General features: G+C 68.8%; 17 protein-coding genes and 2 pseudogenes. 4 read left to right on the forward strand and 15 right to left on the reverse strand.

The genetic code is table 11. The annotated features are described in order from the left end of the window. Positions 1–48: 48 nt before the first annotated feature. Both B7438_RS05540 and B7438_RS05545 read left to right on the forward strand, forming a co-directional pair. Complete coding sequence (locus B7438_RS05540; protein WP_085368550.1) at positions 49–2883, forward strand: DivIVA domain-containing protein; 2835 nt, start codon at positions 49–51, stop codon at positions 2881–2883. Positions 2884–2905: 22 nt separating this feature from the next. Continuing rightward, complete coding sequence (locus tag B7438_RS05545; RefSeq protein ID WP_085368551.1) at positions 2906–3943, forward strand: AI-2E family transporter; 1038 nt, start codon at positions 2906–2908, stop codon at positions 3941–3943. A gap of 33 nt (positions 3944–3976) precedes the next feature. Here B7438_RS05545 and B7438_RS05550 read toward each other — a convergent pair whose 3' ends face one another. From B7438_RS05550 to B7438_RS20800, 12 genes are all read right to left on the reverse strand, one after another. After that, positions 3977–4708, reverse strand: a complete 732-nt coding sequence (locus B7438_RS05550) for an alpha/beta hydrolase (protein WP_179150731.1) — start codon at positions 4706–4708, stop codon at positions 3977–3979. Positions 4709–4725: 17 nt separating this feature from the next. Continuing rightward, positions 4726–5031: a hypothetical protein gene (locus tag B7438_RS05555; protein ID WP_085368553.1), complete on the reverse strand. Its 306-nt coding sequence runs from the start codon at positions 5029–5031 to the stop codon at positions 4726–4728. 22 nt (positions 5032–5053) lie between these two features. After that, positions 5054–6802, reverse strand: a complete 1749-nt coding sequence (locus B7438_RS05560; protein ID WP_085368554.1) for a sodium:proton antiporter — start codon at positions 6800–6802, stop codon at positions 5054–5056. Positions 6803–6896: 94 nt separating this feature from the next. After that, positions 6897–7610, reverse strand: coding sequence for a lytic transglycosylase domain-containing protein (locus B7438_RS05565; protein ID WP_247597373.1), 714 nt, complete (start codon positions 7608–7610; stop codon positions 6897–6899). A gap of 54 nt (positions 7611–7664) precedes the next feature. Then, entirely contained in the window at positions 7665–8231 is a 567-nt protein-coding gene (locus B7438_RS05570; RefSeq protein ID WP_085368555.1) for a DivIVA domain-containing protein, read from the reverse strand. A 12-nt stretch (positions 8232–8243) separates the two neighbouring features. Further along, a complete protein-coding gene (locus tag B7438_RS05575) occupies positions 8244–9239 on the reverse strand; it encodes a phosphatidate cytidylyltransferase (protein ID WP_085368556.1) in 996 nt (331 codons plus the stop codon). 6 nt (positions 9240–9245) lie between these two features. Continuing rightward, complete coding sequence (frr, locus tag B7438_RS05580; RefSeq protein ID WP_085368557.1) at positions 9246–9800, reverse strand: ribosome recycling factor; 555 nt, start codon at positions 9798–9800, stop codon at positions 9246–9248. A gap of 86 nt (positions 9801–9886) precedes the next feature. Next, a complete protein-coding gene (pyrH, locus tag B7438_RS05585; protein WP_085368558.1) occupies positions 9887–10600 on the reverse strand; it encodes a UMP kinase in 714 nt (237 codons plus the stop codon). A 134-nt stretch (positions 10601–10734) separates the two neighbouring features. Next, the gene (tsf, locus tag B7438_RS05590) at positions 10735–11562 is read right to left on the reverse strand and encodes a translation elongation factor Ts (RefSeq protein ID WP_085368559.1); all 828 of its coding nucleotides are present in this window, start codon (positions 11560–11562) and stop codon (positions 10735–10737) included. Between the two features lie 48 nt (positions 11563–11610). Next, a complete protein-coding gene (gene rpsB, locus B7438_RS05595; protein ID WP_085368560.1) occupies positions 11611–12576 on the reverse strand; it encodes a 30S ribosomal protein S2 in 966 nt (321 codons plus the stop codon). A gap of 290 nt (positions 12577–12866) precedes the next feature. Next, positions 12867–14381: a sugar porter family MFS transporter gene (locus B7438_RS05600; protein ID WP_085368561.1), complete on the reverse strand. Its 1515-nt coding sequence runs from the start codon at positions 14379–14381 to the stop codon at positions 12867–12869. Further along, positions 14374–14958, reverse strand: a complete 585-nt coding sequence (locus tag B7438_RS20800) for a hypothetical protein (protein WP_256921883.1) — start codon at positions 14956–14958, stop codon at positions 14374–14376. The genes B7438_RS05600 and B7438_RS20800 overlap by 8 nt, the downstream gene beginning before the upstream one ends. On the opposite strand from B7438_RS20800, the pseudogene B7438_RS20805 reads away from it, so the two are divergent. After that, positions 14855–15130 (forward strand): annotated as a pseudogene (locus B7438_RS20805) (peptidoglycan DD-metalloendopeptidase family protein); the annotation flags it as partial. The gene B7438_RS20800 and the pseudogene B7438_RS20805 sit on opposite strands and share 104 nt — an antisense overlap. A gap of 138 nt (positions 15131–15268) precedes the next feature. Here the strand turns inward: B7438_RS20805 and B7438_RS05610 are convergent. From B7438_RS05610 to B7438_RS20810, 3 genes and pseudogenes are all read right to left on the reverse strand, one after another. Next, positions 15269–16174, reverse strand: coding sequence for a tyrosine recombinase XerC (locus B7438_RS05610; protein WP_085368618.1), 906 nt, complete (start codon positions 16172–16174; stop codon positions 15269–15271). Between the two features lie 111 nt (positions 16175–16285). Beyond that, a complete protein-coding gene (gene dprA, locus B7438_RS05615; protein WP_085368562.1) occupies positions 16286–17767 on the reverse strand; it encodes a DNA-processing protein DprA in 1482 nt (493 codons plus the stop codon). Positions 17768–17972: 205 nt separating this feature from the next. Then, a pseudogene (locus tag B7438_RS20810) lies at positions 17973–18737 on the reverse strand (ATP-binding protein); the annotation flags it as partial. 21 nt (positions 18738–18758) lie between these two features. Here B7438_RS20810 and B7438_RS05625 point away from each other — a divergent pair. Next, positions 18759–20285, forward strand: a complete 1527-nt coding sequence (locus B7438_RS05625) for a recombinase family protein (RefSeq protein WP_085368564.1) — start codon at positions 18759–18761, stop codon at positions 20283–20285. The last annotated feature ends 7 nt before the right edge of the window (positions 20286–20292 follow it).

Here is a 20292-nt window from a genome sequence, read left to right on the forward strand (position 1 = left end):
CGGGGTGCACGCCAGGCGCCGCACCCCCCGAGCTTTCAGGAGTATGAAGTGGCCACCGACGAATCGAACTTCACCCAGGTCTTCCGCGGCTACGACAAGGACGAGGTCGACAAGGCCCTGCAGGAGCTGCGCCGCGACCTGATCAAGTCGAACACGCAGGCCGCGGACGCCACCAAGGAGATCAAGCGCCTGCAGGTGCGCGTCGAGGAGCTCAACGCGGAGATCGAGGAGGTCGGCAGCCCGACGTTCTCCGGCCTCGGCACCAAACTGGAGAACACCCTCAGGGTCGCCGAAGAGCAGTCCACCCGGCTGATCGCGCAGGCCGACATCGACGCGGAGAAGCTACGCGCCGGAGTCGCAGCCGAGGTCGAGAAGATCAAGACCACCGCATCCCAGCAGGCGGAGCGCATCCTGGCCGACGCCAGGGCCCGCGCGACGACCGCCATCGAGGATGCCCAGATCGAGTCGGCCGAGCTGCTGGAGAAGACCAGGGCGGACAAGGAGACGCTGCTCACCGACGCGATGCGCGAGGCCGCGGCGATCCGCGGCGCCGTCGCCACGGAGGCGGCGGAGGTCAGAGCCACCAGCAAGCGCGAGGCGTCCGCCGTCCGCGCGGAGGCCGACAGAGAGGCCGCCGAGCTCAAGGCCGTGGCCACCAGGGAGGCGGAGGCCGCTCGCGCAGAGGCCGCCCAGCTCGACCGCGAGATCGAGACCAGGCGCACCGAGCTCGCCACCGCGTTCGCGGAGGACAGGGCGGCGTTCGAGCGCGAGTCCGAGCAGACCAGGCTCGACCTGGCCAGGCAGGTGGCGGAGACGGCGGACCGCCTCGAGGCGGAGCAGACCAGCACGCGCAACGCCCTCGCCGCCGAAGCCGCCCAGGCGCGCGCGGACCTCGCAGCAGAGGTCGAGCAGCAGCGGGCGGCCATCGCCGCGGAGACGGCCCAGACGAAGGCCGACCTCGAGAACGAGTCCAAGACCACACGCCTCGCGCTGCAGACCGAGGTGGAGCAGACCAAGAAGGCCCTCGCGGTCGAGGTCGAGCAGACCAAGGCGTCGCTCGACGCCGAGGTGGAGCAGACGCGGTCGTCGCTCGCCGACGAGGTCACCAGCACGAAAAGCGCCCTGGCCGACGAGGTCACCCGCACGAAGCAGGAGCTCGCCGACGAGGTCACTCGCACGAAGAGCGCGCTCGCGGACGAGGTCACGACCACGAAGAGCGCACTCGCGGACGAGGTCACCACCGCCAAGAGCGCCCTCGCCACCGAGGTCAGCACCACGAAGAGCGCCCTCGACGCCGAAGCGGCGACCACCAGGAGCGCCCTGGCCGAGGAGGTCGAGCGCACCAGGAAGGAACTCGCCGACGAGGTCCTGCAGACGAGAACCGCCCTCGAAAAGGAGGCGACCGAGACCAGGGCGCAGCTCGAGTCCGACCGCGCGACCACCGCGGCCTCCCTCGCCGCAGACCGCGAGCAGACGGCCACCGCGCTCGCCACCGAGGTCGAGCAGACCAGGGCGGCCCTCGCCGCGGACGCCGAGCGGCAGCGCCGCGAACTGGATGCGGAGGCCACCGAGCTGCGCGCATCCCTCGCCGAGGAGGTCGACGCGGCCAGGACTTCGCTCGCCGACGAGCTCGCGCGCGAGCGCAGCGCCCTCGCGGCGGAGACCGCGAACGTCCGGTCGGAGCTCGCCGCCGAGGTGACCTCCACGAAGTCGGCCCTGGCCGCAGAGGTCGAGCAGACGAAGTCCGCTCTCGACACCGAGGTCACCACCACGAAGTCGGCCCTCGCCGCCGAGGTCGAGCAGACCAAGGCCGAGCTGGCCGCCGAGGTCGAGCAGACCCAGACCACCCTCGCCGCGGAGGTCGAGCAGACGAAGTCGGCCCTCGCCGCGGAGGTCGAGCAGACGAAATCCGCCCTCGCCGCCGAGGTCGAGCAGACGAAGTCGGCCCTCGAGACCGAGGTCACCACCACGAAGTCGGCTCTCGCCGCAGAGGTCGAGCAGACGAAGTCCGCCCTTGCCGCCGAGGTGGAGCAGACCAAGTCGAGCCTCGACGAGGAGGTCCAGCGCATCCAGAGCACGCTCGCGGAGGACACCCGCCGCACGGCCGTCGACCTGGCCGACCAGCGCGAGGCGACCGCCAACGAGCTGGAGAACGACAGGGAACAGCAGCGCCTCGCCCTGCAGCGCGAGGCGGAGCAGACCCGCGTCGACCTCGCGGCGGAGACCGAGCAGGCCCGCGTCGCCCTCGAGCGGGAGACCGCCGAGGCGCGCGCGACCCTGGCCGCCGAGGTCGCCGAGGCTCGCACGGCGCTGGAAGCCGAGCTCGCCTCCCTGCGCAGCGCGTTCGAGCAGGAGTCCGTGCAGGCGCGGTCCGCCCTCGACACCGAGCTCACCACGATGCGCACCGAGGTGCTCGAGACCGTGGATGCGCGCACCCGCGAGATCGAGCAGGCCCGCATCGACCTCGACGTCGAGCTCAAAGCGCGCCGCGACGAGGCCGAGAAGGACTACCTGCTCCGGCACCAGGAAGCGGTCGCCCAGACCCAGAAGTACCTCGACGAGGCCAACACCCAGCTCGCCGACGCCGTCAAGCGCACGGCGCAGGCGCGTGCGGAGGCGGAGAAGGCCGAGAACGAGGCGCGCACGACAATCAAGTCGGCGAAGTCCGAAGCGGACGAAACTGGGCGTACCATCGTCGCCGAAGCCGAGGAACGCGCAGCTGCGCTGATCGAGGACGCCGACGAACGGACACGCCGCCTGGTGGCGGACGCCGAGGAGCGGTTGGCCCAGATTAGGATTGAGCGCGAAGCCGTTGCCGGCTACTTCGAGAACCTGCGTGGAGTCCTGCAGCAGGCCGAGAAGGTGACCACCGACAGAGACTGACCAAGAGCACCGTGGGGGCCCCGTGAAGATCCTGAACCCGTTCCGCGTCGGATTGATCGGAACCCTCGGGGTCGGGCTGGGTTTCCTGCTCCTGACGTCGATCGTCAACCTGGCGACGATCCTCACGTACATCGGAGCCGCCCTCTTCATCGCGCTCGGCATCGAGCCGCTGATCTCGTTCCTCGAACGGCGCAAGTTCCCGCGCTGGGCGGCGCTCACCGTCACCCTGGTGGTCATCATCGGGCTGGTCACTCTGCTCATCTGGGCGATCGTGCCGGTGGCCGTCGACCAGCTGTCCCAGCTCATCCAGGGCATCATCGGCTGGGTCAACCACGGGGATGCGGAGAAGTGGTTCGAGGGGCTGCAGCACCAGTTCCCGACCATCGTCAACCAGGACAACATCGACGCCGTCACCAAGTGGCTGCAGCAGAACCTGCCCAACATCACCTCGCAGGTGCTGCAGACCGGCATCGGCATCGTCAGCGGCGTGTTCGGCGGGATCATCATCATCATCCTGACCATCTACTTCACGGCGTCGCTGCCGAGCATCAAGCGCGCCACCTACCAGCTGGTGCCCGCCTCCAAGCGCTCCCGGTTCGCCGACCTCGGCGACCAGATCACCGACTCCGTCGGCAAGTACGTGATGGGGCAGGTCGCGCTGGCGCTGGTCAACGGCGTCCTGAGTGCGATCTTCCTGACGATCATCGGCGCCAAGTTCCCGATCCTGCTCGCGTCCGTGGCGTTCTTCTTCTCGCTGATCCCGCTCGTCGGCACGATCACCGGCTCGGTGATCATCACGGCGGTCTGCCTGCTGGCCGGGCCGCCGACCGCCATCGCTGCAGCGATCTACTACATCATCTACATGCAGGTCGAGGCGTACGTGCTCAGCCCGCGCATCATGAACCGCGCGGTGGCCGTGCCCGGCGCCCTGGTCGTGGTCGCCGCCCTCGCGGGTGGAACGCTGCTCGGCATCCTCGGCGCGCTGATCGCCATCCCGTTCGCCGCCGCGATCCTGCTCATCATCAAGCAGGTCGTCATCCCGCGCCAGAACGAGCTCTAGCCCGCGGCGCGGCGCCGGCGCCCGTCGTCGTCGCTAGTCGACGGGCGGGTACGTGGTCGGCAGAGGAAGCGCGGACGGGTTCACGCGCGCGACGATCTCGGTCAGCACGCGCCTGGTCTGCGTCTCGCCGACCCACAGGTGCTTGCCGCCCTCAACGTCGACCAGCTCGATCTGCGGAAGCGGCGCGAACCGTTCGGCGGCCGCATCCGGTTTCAGGTAGTCGTCGTGCTCCGGGATGAGCGCCACGATCGGGCGGCTGTCCCCCGCCCACGCCGCCAGGTGCTCCGGCTTCGCGCGGTGCAGCGGCGGGGAGAGCAGGATCACCCCGGCGACGGGATACTGGCGTCCGTACATCAGCGCCAGCTCCGTTCCGAACGACCAGCCGACCAGCCACGGCTTCGGCAGTCCGCGCTCCGCGACGAAGTCCATCGCCGCCTCGACGTCGTACCGCTCGTCGACGCCGTGCCCGAACGCGCCCTGGCTGGTGCCGCGCGGCGACGTCACCCCGCGCAGGTTGAAGCGCAGCACGGCGATGTCGGCCAGGGCCGGCAGCCGCCCCGCCGCCTTACGCAGGATGTGCGAGTCCATGAAGCCGCCACCCGTCGGCAGCGGGTGCAGCGTGACGAGGGTCGCGACCGGCGGGCGGTCGACCGGGCTCGCCAGCTCGCCGACCAGGGTGAGGCCGTCGCGCGTGTGCAGCTCGATGTCTTCGCGTCGTGCAGGCAGCTCGATGGCGCCGCGGATCTCGGTGGGGGCAGTCGTCACGGACGTGACCTCTCTCGTCAGCTGATCTTCCAGCAGTGGGCGTGCCAGTGCCGCCGCGCGGCGATGTCCGCAGCGTCGCCCATCACGCCGTCGGCGCGCCAGGTGACCACGTGCGCGACGCCGGGGGCGACGTCTTTCCCGCAGCCCGGGCAGACGTAGCTCTTCTGCGCCTGGAGCGCGGAGACGGGCTGCACGTTCCAGACCACGCCACGGCGGGTCTCCGTCTGCCGCCAGCCCGCGAGCAGACGGCCGAGGCCGTTCTCCTCGTCGTCGTCGCCGGGCACCCGGCCCTGGCGACCTCGGGGACGGTTGCTGCGCGGCATCTGTCCAGTCTAAACGCCCGATTCACGGCCGGTCTTCGCGTTGCGCCATCCGCGATTCGTCGAAGTCCAGCATCGTCTGCGCCCTGCTCAGGATGCGCGACGAGTAGTTCCCCCTGCTGCGCGCTTCGAGCAGCGCGGCGCGTTCGGCATCCAGCACGGCGGCCCGCAGCGTGCGGTACTGCTGGTGCGGCCCGACGGTCTCCTCCTCCTGCTCCTCGCGCTCGACGCGCTCCCACTCGGCCTCCACCCGCAGCAGGGTGTCCTGCCGCACCCGATCGACCACCTGGTCGTCGAGCTTCTGGCCGTCCGCCAGCGGGATCTCGGGGTTCTCGAGCGCGGCGATGCCCGCCTCGCTGAGCTCTTCGAGCAGGCCGGCGAGCTCGCGCCGGTCGGCGGCGGCGTCCGTGCCGGAGACGCGCAGCAGCCGGATCATCAGCGGCAGCGTGCCCCCCTGCGCCAGCAGCGTGACGAGCGCGACGGTGAAGGCGATCAGGATGAGCTCCGCCCGGTACGGGATGCTGCCGTCCGCCGGCAGCGACTGGGCCGCCGCGAGCGTGACGACCCCGCGCATCCCAGCCCAGGTGAGCACGGCGCCACCACGCCAGCCGATCGGTGACTCCTGCAGCTCGGTGATGTCGGCCGAGCGCCGTTCCAGATACCGGGTGAGCCGCCGCCAGCGCCGGTGCCCGCGCTCGGTGGTGGGCTCATCCCTGTTGCGCACCCGGTCGAGGCCCGCGCTGACCCGGTCCTCCAGCTCCGCCGCCCTGCGCTGCGTCGCCCGCAGCCAGATCACGATCGGCATCATGAACGCGGCCCGGATGAGGAGCAGGAGCACGCAGAGCAGCAGCCCGATGCCCACGGCGGTGGCGACGGTAATGGACTCCTTGTCGCTCTGGACGCTGCCGATGATCGTGTTCAGCTGCACGCCCATCAGCAGGAAGACGCCGTTCTCCAGCACGAACTGCACGGTGCGCCAGTTCAGCCGCTCGGCGATGCGGGCCTGCGCGCTGAATTTCCTCGCAGCGTTGTGGCCGGTGTAGAGCCCCGCGACGACCACCGCGAGGATCCCGGATGCGCCGAGTTCCTCCGTCGGGATGTACGCGATGAACGGCACGGCGAACGACATCGCGGTCTCCAGCACGGAGTCGTTCAGCCGGGAACGGAAGTAGACGGTGACGATGCCGACGACGAGCCCGATCACGATGGCGACCACCACGGAGAACGCGAAGTTCCAGGCGACGGATCCGATACTGACCACGGCCGCCGTCGCCGCCAGCGCCGACTTCAGGAGCACCAGGGACGACGCGTCGTTGACCAGGCTCTCGCCTTCGAGCACCGTGACCAGCCGGGCGGGAAGGCCGAGACGTTTGGCGACCGCGGTGGCGGCCACCGCATCCGTCGGGCTGACGACAGCGCCGAGCGCGATGCCCTCGGCGAGCGACAGTCCGGGAAGCAGCGCGTGCAGCACGACCCCGACGATCACGGCCGTCACGATCACCAGGCCGACGGACAGCGCCGAGATGGTGCCCAGGTTGCGGCGGAAGTCCATCAGCGGCACCTGGATCGCCGCCGCGTACAGCAGCGGTGGGAGGACCGCGGAGAGGATCACCCAGGGCGGCACCTCGATCGGAGTCGGCAGGCCGGGGATGTACGAGCTGGCCACCCCGACGAGCACGAGCACCAGCGGAGCCGCGACGCCGAGCTGCTTCGAGAATTTCGAGACGGTGACGAGAACGATCACCCCGATGACACCGATCAGCGCGAACTCCATGCAGCAACGCTACCGTTTCGCGGCCGCTGTGACCGTTGCAGCCGCCATCCGGCGCTCAGAGCGCCGCTGACCGCTCAGGATGCTCCCGAGGGGATCAGTACCAGCCGGAGCTCTCCGAGTGGCTCCACGCGCCGCAGGGCGTCGAATAGCGCCCGGAGATGTAGCCGAGCCCCCAGGTGATCTGGGTGGCCGCGCTGTTCTGCCAGTCCGGACCGGCCGACGCCATCTTGCTTCCGGGCAGCGCCTGCGGGATGCCGTATGCGCCGCTGCCCGCGTTGTAGGCGTAGACGTTCCAGCCGGATTCGCGGTTCCAGAGCGACACCAGGCAGTTGTACTGGTCGTCTCCCCAGCCGCGCGCCTGCAGCATCTGGTACGCGATGGCCTGAGCGGAACCGGGGTCCGGCGTGCCGGCGGCGGGTGCGCCACCACCGGATCCGGAGTCGGAGCCGGAGTCGCTGGAGGTCGCGGCGGGCTTCGGAGGCGCCACCACGACGGGCTTCGGCTTCGGCTTGACCGTCATCGCCTCGCGCGTGACCGTCGCGGTGTACGAACCGGGGGCGGTGAGCGACTGCACGGGAGCGTCGCCGAACCGGCTGGTCGCCTGCACGGTGTCCGCGTACGCCGGGGTCGCCGCCGATCCCGAATACGGGTCGACCACATTCACGAGCGCGAAGCCGACGGCCGCCGTGAAGGCGAAACCGTAGAGGGCCGCACGCGACCGGATGTGCGGACGCCGGGGTCGCTTGAACGCTACGCCGACCGGGTTGGCCGGAGACAGCGGAATGATCTCTGCTTCTCGTCTACCCACGATCACAGAACCATAACGAACAATTGACGAACTGCCAACACAGCCCACCCATACTCAGCGAACAGCCAGCATCACATCCGTCACGCCGTCGAGCAGCAGATCGACCTGGATTTCGCGGTATCCGCCGCGCTGCGGACGGAACGTGACGGTGCGCACTTCTTCGACGCTCATCGGTCGTCCGTCCTGGAAATACCGCGACAGCCGGGTGGCGAAACGGTCGACGTCGCCCTTGTTGTATCCGTAGGTCAGGAAGCTCACGCGCTCGAACCGCTCCCCCGCCGGACGCTCCAGCCGGTTGAGGATCACCTGCGCCGTGGTGCGCGCCTGCTCGAACCAGGCGGCGTCTCCCATCGCGGTCCGCGCGGACTCCCGCTCGCGCGCCGCGAAGGCGTCCTCGAGGCGTTCGAGGGCGGCGTCGACGTGCGACGTCGAGTATCCGCCCTTCTTCATCGCGAAGGCGGTGTGCCGGATGTCTGCGGCCGTCAGGAGGGGCGCGTCGTCCGCCGTGCCGCCGTCTGCTGCGCCTCCGTCGTATGCGCGACGCGCTGTCTGCAGGAACTCGTCGACCTGTTCGGTGTCGTACCCGATGACCGATTTGCGAGTGCGGGGGAAGGTGCTCACTCCCCTATTGTGTCATCCGAAGATCAGGAACAGCGCGTACGTGACCGCCGCGGACGGCAGGATCGAGTCGAGCCTGTCGAGGAACCCGCCGTGGCCGGGCAGCCAGGAACTCATGTCCTTGATGCCCAGGTCGCGTTTGATCAGCGACTCGGCGAGGTCGCCCAGGGTGGCCGTGAGCAGCAGCGCGATGCCGAAGACGACGCCGAACCACCACGTCATGTGCAGCATGAACACCGAGAGCAGCACGCCCGCGATCACGCTCGTCACGGCGGCGCCCGCGAAGCCTTCCCAGGTCTTCTTCGGGCTGATCGTGGGCGCCATCGGGTGCTTGCCGAACGATAGCCCGCTCACATAGGCACCGGTGTCGACGGCGACCACCAGGATGATGAACGCCAGCACCCACCACTCCCCGCCGTCTTCCGCGAGCAGCAGGATCGCGAAACTGCCGAGCAGGACGACGTAGAGCTGCACGAGCACGCTCCACGTCAGGTCGCGGACCAGCGCCGCTCCCCCGCGCCGCGCATCCGGCCGGGCGGCCTCTTCGATCAAACGCCAGACGACCACGAACAGGATGCCGGCGGACAGCGAAACGAGCTGCCCGCCCGCGTGGAAGAAGAACGACGCGGGAACGATCGCCAGCGCGGCGATCAGCGTGGGCGTGCGGGGAACGCGGTGGCCGGCCCCGCGGAACGCCTGGGTCAGCTCGAAGCCGGCGAAGCCGACCATCGCCATCCCGAACACCAGGAAGATCTCCTTGATGAAGATCAGGCTGAACAGCAGGAGGGCGCCGACGCCGACGCCGATCAGGATCGCGAGGATCAGGTTGCGGCCTGTGCGCTCCGCGATGCGCTCGTTCGTCGCATCCAGTTGCGCCTTGCGGGCGAGCACCTGACGCTCGAAATCCGCCCTGGTGGCCTGCACCTGGGCTCGGAACTCGGCCTTCGACACCGACCGGCCCCGCTTGGGGATGACGGGTTTCTCAGGATCGCCCGGTGTGTCGTTGGTCATCAGCGCCTAGACCTCGAGGAGCTCGGCTTCCTTGCGCTTCAGTGCGTCGTCGACGGCGTCGACGTGCGAGCGGGTGATGTTCTCGAGCTCCTTCTCACCGCGTGCCACGTCGTCGTCGCCGACCTCGCTCTTGAGGGCGTCCAGGTCGTCCTTCGCCTTGCGGCGGATGTTGCGGATCGCGACCTTCGCGTCCTCGCCCTTGGTGCGGACGATCTTGACGAACTCCTTGCGGCGCTCCTCGGTCAGCTCCGGCAGGGTGACGCGCACGATGTCGCCGTCGTTGCCGACGTTCGCCGACATGTTCGGCATCGCGACGATGGCCTTCTCGATCTCCTTCAGCGCCGACTTATCGTACGGCGTGACGAGCAGGACGCGGGCCTCCGGGTTCTGCAGACCGGCGAGCTGCGCGAGCGGCGTCGGGGAACCGTAGTAGTCGACGAGCACCTTCTGGAAGAGCGCGGGGTTCGCGCGACCCGCACTGACCGTGCTGAAATCGTCCTTCGCCGCCTCCACGGTCTTGCTCATGCGCTGGGTGGCGTCGGAAATCACATCCGCGATCACGGTCTCTCCTTCAGTCGGTGGAACGGTTTCTAGTCTAGAGCCCCGGATGCGGGCGGATGCCGCGGGCGGCGGTTGCGGCGGCAGCCTCAGCCGAGCAGGGTGCCGATCTCGGCGCCGAGCAGTGCTGCTGTCACGTTGCCTGCCGGCTCGATGCCGAAGATGCGCATCGGCATCCCGTTGTCCATGCAGAGGCTGAGCGCGGTCGAGTCGACGGCCTTGAGGCCCTGCTGCAGCGCGTCCTGGTGGCTGATCTGGTCGATCTTGCGCGCATCCGGGTTGGTGCGGGGGTCGTCGTCGTACATGCCGTCGACGCCGTTCTTGGCGACGAGCACCACGTCGGCCTCGATCTCGAGGGCGCGCTGGGCGGCGACGGTGTCCGTCGAGAAGTACGGCAAGCCTGCGCCGGCACCGAAGATGACCACGCGGCCCTTCTCCAGGTGACGCTCCGCACGACGCGGGATGTACGGCTCGGCCACCTGGGTCATCGCGATGGCGGACTGCACACGGGTCTCCGCGCCTGCCTGCTCGAGGAAGTCCTGCAGGGCGAGCGAGTTCATGACGGTGCCGAGCATCCCCATGTAGTCGGCGCGGCCGCGGTCCATGCCGCGCTGCGACAGCTCTGCTCCGCGGAAGAAGTTGCCTCCGCCGACGACAATGGCGATCTCGACGTCCTGCGCCGCCTGCGCGATCTCGCGGGCGATGGCGCTGACGATGTCCGGGTTGACGCCGAGCTGGCCGCCACCGAACGCCTCACCGGAGAGTTTGAGAAGGACCCTGCGCCTCTTGTTGGATTCCGACATGCGTAACTGAGTCCTTCCGTGAGCGATCTCGTTAAAGCTAGTGGGTGTGCGAGCCCTGTACCGAACGCGGTCGGCATGCGCACAGAAAAGGAGTCCGGATCGCACGAGACGATCCGGACTCCTTCATGGTGCTGCTAGGCGCCGACCTTGAACCGGGCGAAGCCGGACACGGTGATCCCCGCGTCCTTGACCACCTGGCTGATGCTCAGCTTGTTGTCCTTTGCATAGTCCTGCTCGAGGAGCGCGACCTGCTTGAAGTACGCACCGAGGCGACCCTCGATGATCTTCGGCAGTGCCGCCTCCGGCTTGCCCTCGTTGCGCGAGATCTCCTCGACGATGCGACGCTCGTTCTCGACGGCCTCCGCCGGGACGTCCTCACGGGTGAGGAACTCCGGGTTGGCGAACGAGATGTGCTGAGCGATGCTGCGCGCGGTCTCCGCGTCGTCGCCGGCGTAGCCGAGCACGACACCGACCTGCGGGGGCAGGTCTTTGGAGGTCTTGTGCAGGTAGACCGCGAAGTGCTCGCCGGTGACGACGGCCACGCGGCGCAGCTCCACCTTCTCGCCGAGGATGGCTGCCTCGTCGCCGATGAGCTCGGCGACGGTCTGGCTGCCGGCGGGGGCCGCGAGGGCCTCCTCGACCGTGGTGGCGCCCGCGGCGGTGACCGCGTCGAGGACCTTCTCGGCGAGGGCGCCGAACTTCTCGCCCTTCGCGACGAAGTCGGTCTCGCAGGCGAGCTCGATCATCGTGGCGGTCTCGCCGTTCTCCTTGGCCGCGACGAGGCCTTCGCTCGTGGAGCGGTCTGCACGCTTCGCGTTGCCCTTCGCACCCTTCAGGCGCAGGATCTCGGTGGCCTTCTCGATGTCTCCATCGGCCTCCTCGAGCGCCTTCTTGGTGTCGACCATGCCCGTGCCGAGCTGCTCGCGCAGGGCCTTGATGTCAGCGATGCTGATGTTTGCCATGTTCGTTGAGAACCCTTGTCTTCTGAAACTGTGTGGTGAGGAAGCGGACTACTTGGCTTCGGTCTCGGCCTCGACGACCGCCTCGGTGGCGTCGTCGGTCGCGACGGCGGCGGCCTCGTCGGCAGCCTCGGTCTCGGCGACGGCCTCTGCGACCGCTTCGCCCTCGGCGACGACCTCAGCGGAGTCCGCCTTGGCCTCAGCGAGGTCGGCGTCTGCCGCCTTCTCGGTCTCGGCACTGGCCTGGACCTCTTCGCCGGACGCCTTCAGGAGCTCCTGCTCCCACTCGGCCAGCGGCTCGGCGGGCTCGGTGCCCTCTTCCGGCTTCTGGTGACGCTGGATGAGGCCCTCTGCCGCTGCGTCGGCGACGATGCGGGTGAGGAGGCTGACGGAGCGGATGGCGTCGTCGTTGCCCGGGATCGGGTACTGGACCTCGTCCGGGTCGCAGTTGGTGTCGAGGATGCCGATGACCGGGATGCCCAGCTTCTTGGCCTCGTCGATCGCGAGGTGCTCCTTCTTGGTGTCGACCACCCAGAGAGCGCTCGGGGTCTTCGACAGGTTGCGGATGCCGCCGAGCGACTTGTGCAGCTTGTCGAGCTCGCGCTTCTTGATGAGGAGTTCCTTCTTGGTGAAGCCACTCGTGGTGCCTTCGAAGTCGAGCTCCTCGAGCTCCTTCATGCGAGCGAGACGCTTCGACACGGTCTGGAAGTTGGTCAGCAGACCACCCAGCCAGCGCTGGTTGACGTAGGGCTGGCCGACGCGGGTCGCCTGCTCGGCGATGGCGTTCTGGGCCTGCTTCTTCGTGCCGACGAAGAGGATGGTGCCACCGTGGGCGACCGTCTCGCGGACGAACTCGTACGTCTTGTCGATGTACGCGAGCGACTGCTGCAGGTCGATGATGTAGCTGCCGGAGCGCTCGGTGAGGATGAAGCGCTTCATCTTCGGGTTCCAGCGACGGGTCTGGTGTCCGAAGTGGACGCCGCTGTCGAGCAGCTGGCGCATGGTTACAACGGCCATGATGCCGTTCTCCTTTTCTGGGCATCCGGAGCCAGGGCGTTCTGCGCCGGCAGGCGGATGCGCGTTGCGGTTGTCAGTGGCGACCGAGTGGCCGCCGCTCCTGGTGCCCTGCGCGCGCATCCGCTTCGCTCACCGCGCGGATGACCGCTGGAGAAAGAAGACCGGTGGATGTCGCGCCAGCCGGTGAAGGCCTCGACCCGTGAAGGTCGTGTGGGCACGCGTAGTCACTCCGACGGGCGGAGTGCTTCAGACAGCTTATCAGGAACGGCGGGCCGTCGGGCGCGCCGGCGTCAGACGGTGTCGCCGGTCGACCGCACCTGCGGACCGCGGCTCTTGCCCGCGTTCGTGAACAGCGTCTCCGCGTGTTCGAGCGCCATCCCGTTCGTCTCCGGGATCTTGAAGAACACGAAGAAGAACGACAGCAGCGCGAAGATCGCGTACATCCCGTACGTGAACGGCAGGGAGAAGTCGGACATCGGCGGGAAGCTGATCGTGACCAGGAAGTTCGCGATCCACTGCGCAGCTGCGGCGACGCCGAGTGCCTTGCCGCGGATCTTGGTCGGGAAGATCTCGCCGAGCAGCACCCACACCAGCGGACCCCACGACGCCCCGAAGCAGACCACGAACAGGTTCGCGGCGACCAGCGCGATCGGTCCCCACGCTCCGGGAAGGGTGACGGCTCCGTCGACCTTCTCGGAGAACGCGAACGCCAGCGCCATCACGCCGAGCGACACGGTCATGCCGATCGACCCGGTGAGCAGGATCGGGCGCCGCCCGACCCTGTCGACCAGCAGGATGGCCACAATGGTGACGGCCACGTTCGTGACCGAGGTGATCACGGTGATGAGCAGCGAATTGCTCTCCGTGAAACCGACGGCCCGCCAGAGGGTGGTCGAATAGTAGAAGATCACGTTGATGCCGACGAACTGCTGGAACACCGACAGGATGATGCCGATCCAGACGATCGGCTTGAGCCCGAACCTGTTGCCGCGCAGCGTGGCCTTCTTGCCTTCCTTGTCCTCCGCGATGGCCCGCTCGATGTCGGCGATCTGCCGGTCGACGTCGCTCTCCGGAACGAGCGTGGAGAAGATCGCCTTGGCCTCGTCGTGGCGTCCGTTCGCCAGCAGGAAGCGCGGAGACTCCGGCAGCGTGAGCGCGAGGATGCCGTAGACGACCGACGGGATCACGCCGACCAGGAACATCCACCGCCAGGCTTCCATCCCGAGCCACAGCTGGTTGGATGCGGACCCCGCGACCCCGGCGAGCAGTGCGTCGGAGAGGAGGGCGACGAAGATACCGATGGTGATGGCGAGCTGCTGCAGCGACGCGAGGCTGCCGCGCGACTGCTTCGGAGCGATCTCGGCGATGTATGCAGGGGCGACGACGGACGCGATCCCGATGCCGAGACCGCCGATCACGCGCCAGATGCCCAGATCCCATGCGGAGAACGCCAGCGCGGACCCGATCGAGCTCACCAGGAACATCACGGCGCCCAGCAGCATGACCTTCAGCCGGCCCCAGCGGTCGGCGAGGCGTCCGGCGATGTACGCACCGGCGGCACAGCCGAGCAGGGCGATGGCGACGATGAACCCGGTGACGAACGCGTTCAGGGCAAAGTGCTTCTGAATCGAGTCGACGGCCCCGTTGACGACGGACGAGTCGAAGCCGAACAGGAAGCCACCGACGGCCGCAGCGATCGCCAGCCCGATGACCTTCCTCCGCATGGCTCCGGTCGGCTTCGGCACATTCGCATCCGACGACGCTGTGGCTGACGCCGACGACGACGCCTTCTGCTGCTCAGACATGTAAGACCTTTTTTCGGTTGTGGCTGTACGGCGCGCGGCTGGTCGCGGCTGCAGCGGGCTGCCGCTCGCTGCGGGCTGCCGCTGGCTGCGGCGAACCGGCGACCCACACGATACTCCGAAGGCCGGTGGGGGCAAGGGCGGGCGTCGGTCCGGGTGTGTTGGGCGCAGTTCTCCACAGGAGGCGGCGCTGGGGTGTTGTCCACGGGATTCCTGCCGGGGCGGGAGCGAAAGAGTGCGGCGGACAGGGTTGAGGTATGGAAGTGGTGAGCGAGCGCGGAGGGGCTGTGGATGCGACAGGTGCGGTGAGGCGGGCGGTGGTGTTGGCGCTGGTGCTCGCGTTGATCGGAGCGCTTGCTTCAACCAAGCCAGTGGATGCGGTGGCCAGCACCACCTCCGCCTCCGCCACAGCCGCCACCACCACCACCACCACCACCGCCCAGCAAGGCGCGTGGGCGTGGCCGGTGCAGCCTGCCGTGCTGTCGAACGCGTATGCGGCTCCCCCGACGCCGTACGCGGCAGGGCACAGGGGCATCGACCTCGCCGTCGCTTCCGGCACCGGGGCGGCGGTACCGGTCACGGCCCCCGCCCGAGCCACGGTGAAGTTCGTCGGCACGGTCGTCGATCGCCCGGTCCTCACGCTCGACCACGGCGACGGCATCCTCTCCAGTTACGAGCCCCTCGCATCGGAGCTGACGCTGGGGACGGAACTCGCATCCGGCCAGCTCCTCGGCCACGTCGCGGACGGCGGCCACTGCGCAGCAACCTGCCTCCACGTCGGCGTGCGCGTCGACGGCGAGTACGTCTCACCCCTGCTGTTCTTCGACCGCGTGCCGAGAGCGGTGCTGCTCCCCCTGCATCCATCGGCGAACGCCGCCGCGCAGCCTGAGTCAGGCGCGAGGGTGGGCGGTGCGGTAGCTCTCTTTGAGTCGTTCCGTGGAGACGTGGGTGTAGATCTGTGTCGTTCCCAGGCTGGCGTGTCCGAGCAGCTCCTGCACCGCGCGCAGGTCGGCTCCGCCGTCGAGCAGGTGCGTGGCGGCCGTGTGCCGGAGTGCGTGAGGGCCAGAGGGTCCCCCGCCCGGGATGTCCGCGAGCAGTCCGGCAACCAGCCCATAGACCGCGCGTGACCCAAGCCGAGCCCCGCGGGGCCCGAGCAGCAGCGCCGGCCCCGACCGCTCGGTCACGAGCACCGGCCGCGCGCGTCGAAGGTAGTCGACGACAGCCGTCTGAGCAGGAACACCGAACGGAACCACCCGCTCTTTCGCCCCCTTCCCCAGCACACGAACGGTCAGCCGGTCCAGGTCGACGTCGTCGACATCCAGCCCGGTCAGCTCGGACACACGAATACCGGTCGCGTACAGCAGTTCAATGACGGCCAGGTCGCGCACCCGACCGGGATCCCCGTCTTCGGCGAGCGCCGCGAGTCGCGCGAGGAGCGCGTCGATCTGCGCGCGATTGACCACGCGCGGCAGCATCTTGTCCGCCTTCGGCGCCCGCAGCCGGACCGCCGGATCGTTGTCGTCCCCGGTTTGCCGGGCCACCCACGCGCTGAACCCTTTCGCGGAGGCCGACCGCCGAGCCAGTGTCGCCTTGGACAGACCGTGCTGGGACGAGTCCCACAGCCAGTCACGCAACACCTCAAGACTCAGCCCCGACGTCTCCTCAACCCCCCGCGCAGCAGCGAACGACGCCAGCCCGGTCAGGTCCGACCGGTACGCCCGCACCGTCTGCGGCGAATAGCCCCGCTCCACCGTGAGATGCACGGCGAAGTCGTCGATAGCCCGGGCGAGTTGCACCCTCCCAGCCTCCCCCACGACCGGCCGGCGCGCGCGGCGACTCCCCGCTGCCGCTCGGTTTGGTGGTGTCGCCGAGGCGAGGTCCCCAACGCCGGGCGCCCATCGCTCGGCTCAGCGCGTCGTGCGCCATCCTCCCCCGTCTTCCGTTACCTGACCGGCGAGTTCGAGCCGGCCGAGCGTGGCCATGACCTCGGATGGCGAAAGACCTGCCCTGGCCGCGATGTCGGGGATGCTGCGTGGGGTCCGTGCGCTGAGCGCGTCTCTGAGTCGCACGTCGTGCCCGTCCACCTGCGGGGATTCGGCGAAGGCGGGAGGCTGGTTTGCGGCCACATCTGGGTGTGGGGATGGGTGTGGGTCAGGTTCCAGGAGCTCGATCGTCGGGCCTTCCCGCTCATTCGACGGGGCCCGGTCATGCGTCATCGGCCTGTTGCATCCCACCGGCGCCCCCACTCCGGCCGAATCCGGTGGGAACGGGTCGCCCGCCAGCTCTGCCATCTCGTCCGGCGTGGTGACGCAGACGGCGTCGTACTCGCGGATGAGGCGGTGACAGCCCGACGAGGCGGGGGACGTGATCGGGCCGGGGACCGCACCGAGCGGCCGGCCCATCATTGCCGCGTGGCCCGCCGTGTTGAGGGATCCAGAACGGCTGCCTGCCTCGATGACGATGGTGGCTGTCGCGACGGCGGCGATCAGTCTGTTGCGCTGGAGGAAACGCCAGCGGGTAGGCGGCGAACCACACGGAAGTTCACCGATGAGCAACCCCCGCTCGGCGATGCGCTGCAGGAGCCGGGTGTTCCCGGCCGGATACAGGCGGTCGACCCCGCCGGCGAGGAAGGCGACGGTCGTCTGGTTGCTCGCGAGCGTTGCTCGGTGCGCTGCGCCGTCGATCCCGTAGGCGCCGCCGGAGACGATCGCGAAGCAATTGTCGCTGAGCGCGGCCGCGCTCTCCATCGCGACGTGCTCACCGTAGCCGGTGGATGCGCGTGCTCCGACGAGCGCGATCGAGCGGTCGAGCTGGCGGAGGCGCGCAAGGTCTCCGCGCACCCAGAGGGTGAGCGGGGCGCCGTGACCCAGCGCATCCAGAGCTGACGGCCAGTGATCGTCGGCGGGAGTGAGAAGGGTGGCGTGGAGATGCGCCGCCGACGTGAGAGCCCGCGTGGCGGTGGCGAGTGCGATTCTCGGCTTCCAGCGTTCGAGCGCGGCAGTCAGGCGTCGGCTCAGCGTGTCGGCGGCGAGTTCGTCCACCTCGCGCAGACGGCCGAGCACGATGTCTGCCGGATCTCCGACGACGATGCTGCGCAGTGCCTCCCGGGGGCCGAGGGTGTCGGCGAGCAGTCGGGCGTCGGTGTCCCCTGGTTCGATCAGGGTGGAGATGGCTGCCCAGGCGAAACGCGTCTCCAGCGCGTGGACCCCGTCCTCGGTGAGTCGGGGTTCCCGCGAGCGGGAGTCCGCCTGGGCTCGGTCGCCAGAGTCCGGTGGGCGCTCGCTGCTGGCCGGGGTGGTGTCGGTGAGCACAGACGCCGTCGGGGTGACGGGGCGGAGAAGGTCGGCGAGGTCCGCGTGCGGGATGCCGAGGAAATCCGTGGGGGTCATCGTCGCGAGTCCGGACGTCCGGATGGGCGCATCGTGCTCAGGGCGAAAGCCCGCAGCGGACACGGGACGCAGGTGAGTTCACCCACCCGGATACGCGGTGGTGCTGGAGACGTTTCCGCGGCAGGTGTTCCGGCGGGAGTCAGAGATGGTTCGTTCACGGTGGTTCCTTGGGGTGTGGCGTGGGTTCCGATGGCGAGGCGGGGCATCATGCTGCTCCCCGTCGGAGGAAGAGGGCGGCTCCGATGTGGTGGCCGGTGGGGGTGGATGCGCCGTCGAGGTCGGCCATGGTCCAGGCGAGGCGGAGGGTTCTGTCGTAGCCGCGCATCGTGATGGCCCCTCGGTCGAGGGCTCGGTCGAGGGCTCCGACCGTCGCGCGTGGGAGACGGAGGGCGCCGGTTCGGAGCCAGGCGCCGGAGACGTCGGCGTTCCTGGTCCAGTCGGTGCCGCCGAGGCGGGCCGCCGCCGCGGCCCGGGCGATGACGACGCGTTCTCGGAGCAGAGCACTCGCGGAGACCGTCGCCGGTGGGGTCGCGGCCCCGGGATCGAAGCGGAATCGCTCGGCGCTGGACGTTCCGGAGGCGGCTGGAGGCTCTGCCGAGGGATGCGGTCGGATCCGGAGGCCGCTCGCCATGCCGGAGGCCGGCGCAGGCGAGGCCTCCGGGGCCGATCGGATCCGGAGGGCGGCGAGACCGATGCGGCGGACGGCGAGGCGGATGTCGACGCGGTCGAGGAGGGGGCCGGAGAGGCGGGCCAGGTAGCGGCGGCGGGCGATGGGGGTGCAGGTGCATTCCTCGTCGGGTGAGCCGTAGCGGCCGCAGGGGCACGGGTTGGAGGCGAGGACCAGCTGGAAGCGGGCGGGGAAGGTTGCCGTGCCGGTGGCGCGGTGGATGGTGATGGTCCCCGATTCCAGGGGTTGCCGGAGCGAGTCGAGGACCGAGGGCGGGAACTCGGCGGCCTCGTCGAGGATGACTCAAAGGCGTACGATCGAGCAATGAAGCGAGTTGTGTTCTATGTCCGAGTGTCCCGCAGCACGGACGAATCGGTCAGCCTGGCACGCCAGGCCGCGGAGCTCCACGATCTTGCCGACTCAGAGGGCTGGACTGTGGTCGGCACCTTCTCGGATGACGGCATCTCAGGACGGGTGGCACGAGCTCAGGCCGACGCGGCTTTGGACGCGATCGCAACAGGGAAGGCTGACGTGCTCGCCGTCTGGGAGCTCAGCCGGTTCAGCCGGATGGGCCTTGGCGCTGTGGCGAAACTGGTGACCGTGCTACGCGAGCGTCCCGGATCGCTGTTCGTGGCCAAGAAGGAGGGATTGCGAAGCGATCAGCCCGCCTTTGGCATTATGGCGTCGGTCATCGCGGAGGTGGCCGCTATGGAGGCTGAGGCGACCCGAGACAGGATTAGGTCGATGCGGAGCCATGTGCTCAGCCAGACGGACCCAGACGATCAACGTTGGCTTGGAGGCCACCCGCCCATCGGTTATCGCACCGTGGCGCGTTCTGACGGTCCAGGCAAGATGCTCGTAGTTGACGCGTACGAGGCAGCGCAACTCCGCGAGGTCGCGAGACGGTTGATCGCCGGCCACGCTCTGACAGAGGTCACCCACTATCTGGTTGAGCAGGGAGTACCCACGGCGCAGTCGCCGGCGCGGAAGGCACGGCAGACTGGACAGCCGACCGAAGGACTGGCGGCCGGAAACTGGCGGATCACGACGTTGTCGAAGGTGATGCGGTCGCCCACGCTTCTGGGCCGGACCACTCGCGAGGTCGAGGTCGGGAAGCGAAGCGACGGAAGCGCCATCATCGAGACCCGAGTCGTATCGGACTCCGCGGGCATGCCGATCCAGAGGTGGGAGCCTGTCCTGGATGCGGGGACGTTCGCGGCCTTGCAGGCGGTCTTGAAGGTGCGGGGACCTAACCGAGTGCGGAAGGCGGCATCGTGGCTGAGTGGGCAGCTGATTTGCGGGTTGTGCGGACACGTCATGTACGCCACGTCGCGGTCGGACCGGCCGAGCGGCAGCTTCCGATGTGTGAACCGCAACATGGTTGGGCAGGCGTGTCCAGGTGTCTCGATTCAGCGGTCGCTGACTGAGGGCTACATGGAGAGCGTCATACTCAGGATGATTGGTGACCTTGACGAGTACCGCGTCGAGCAGGAGGGCGCGGGTCCTGATTCTCAGGCGCTCGACACTGTGGCGCAAGCGATCACGGACGTTCAAGAGGCGCTCGTCGCGGATGGTGCCGACTACAGCAAGCTCCTCCCCCAGCTCGATCGGCTCAAGGCCGAGCGCCAACGGCTGCTGAGCGATCCAGGTGACGTCGTGACGATCCGCGTTCCGACCGGTCGCAAGCTTCGGGATGCGTGGGCAGGCGGCTCGATCAGAGAGAAGCAGTTCATGATCGCCGACATGCTCGACGGCATTCGAGTCATGCCGGCGACGTCGAACGGTCGGACGAGTCGTGTCGAGGATCGGCTGGTGCCGGTGTGGATGGAGCATCCGGTCCAACTCGATTGACCGGAAG

This window comes from Leifsonia sp. NCR5, from assembly GCF_002105485.1.
Lineage (GTDB): Bacteria > Actinomycetota > Actinomycetes > Actinomycetales > Microbacteriaceae > Leifsonia.

Bases quoted from the DNA above. Each gene is read 5' to 3' on its own strand.
- B7438_RS05555 (WP_085368553.1), bottom strand. From the start codon at position 5,031: ATGCCGCGCAGCAACCGTCCCCGAGGTCGCCAGGGCCGGGTGCCCGGC.
- B7438_RS05560 (WP_085368554.1), bottom strand. From the start codon at position 6,802: ATGGAGTTCGCGCTGATCGGTGTCATCGGGGTGATCGTTCTCGTCACC.
- B7438_RS05575 (WP_085368556.1), bottom strand. From the start codon at position 9,239: ATGACCAACGACACACCGGGCGATCCTGAGAAACCCGTCATCCCCAAG.
- pyrH (WP_085368558.1), bottom strand. From the start codon at position 10,600: ATGTCGGAATCCAACAAGAGGCGCAGGGTCCTTCTCAAACTCTCCGGT.
- tsf (WP_085368559.1), bottom strand. From the start codon at position 11,562: ATGGCAAACATCAGCATCGCTGACATCAAGGCCCTGCGCGAGCAGCTC.
- rpsB (WP_085368560.1), bottom strand. From the start codon at position 12,576: ATGGCCGTTGTAACCATGCGCCAGCTGCTCGACAGCGGCGTCCACTTC.
- B7438_RS05600 (WP_085368561.1), bottom strand. From the start codon at position 14,381: ATGTCTGAGCAGCAGAAGGCGTCGTCGTCGGCGTCAGCCACAGCGTCG.
- dprA (WP_085368562.1), bottom strand. From the start codon at position 17,767: ATGACCCCCACGGATTTCCTCGGCATCCCGCACGCGGACCTCGCCGAC.
- B7438_RS05625 (WP_085368564.1), top strand. From the start codon at position 18,759: ATGAAGCGAGTTGTGTTCTATGTCCGAGTGTCCCGCAGCACGGACGAA.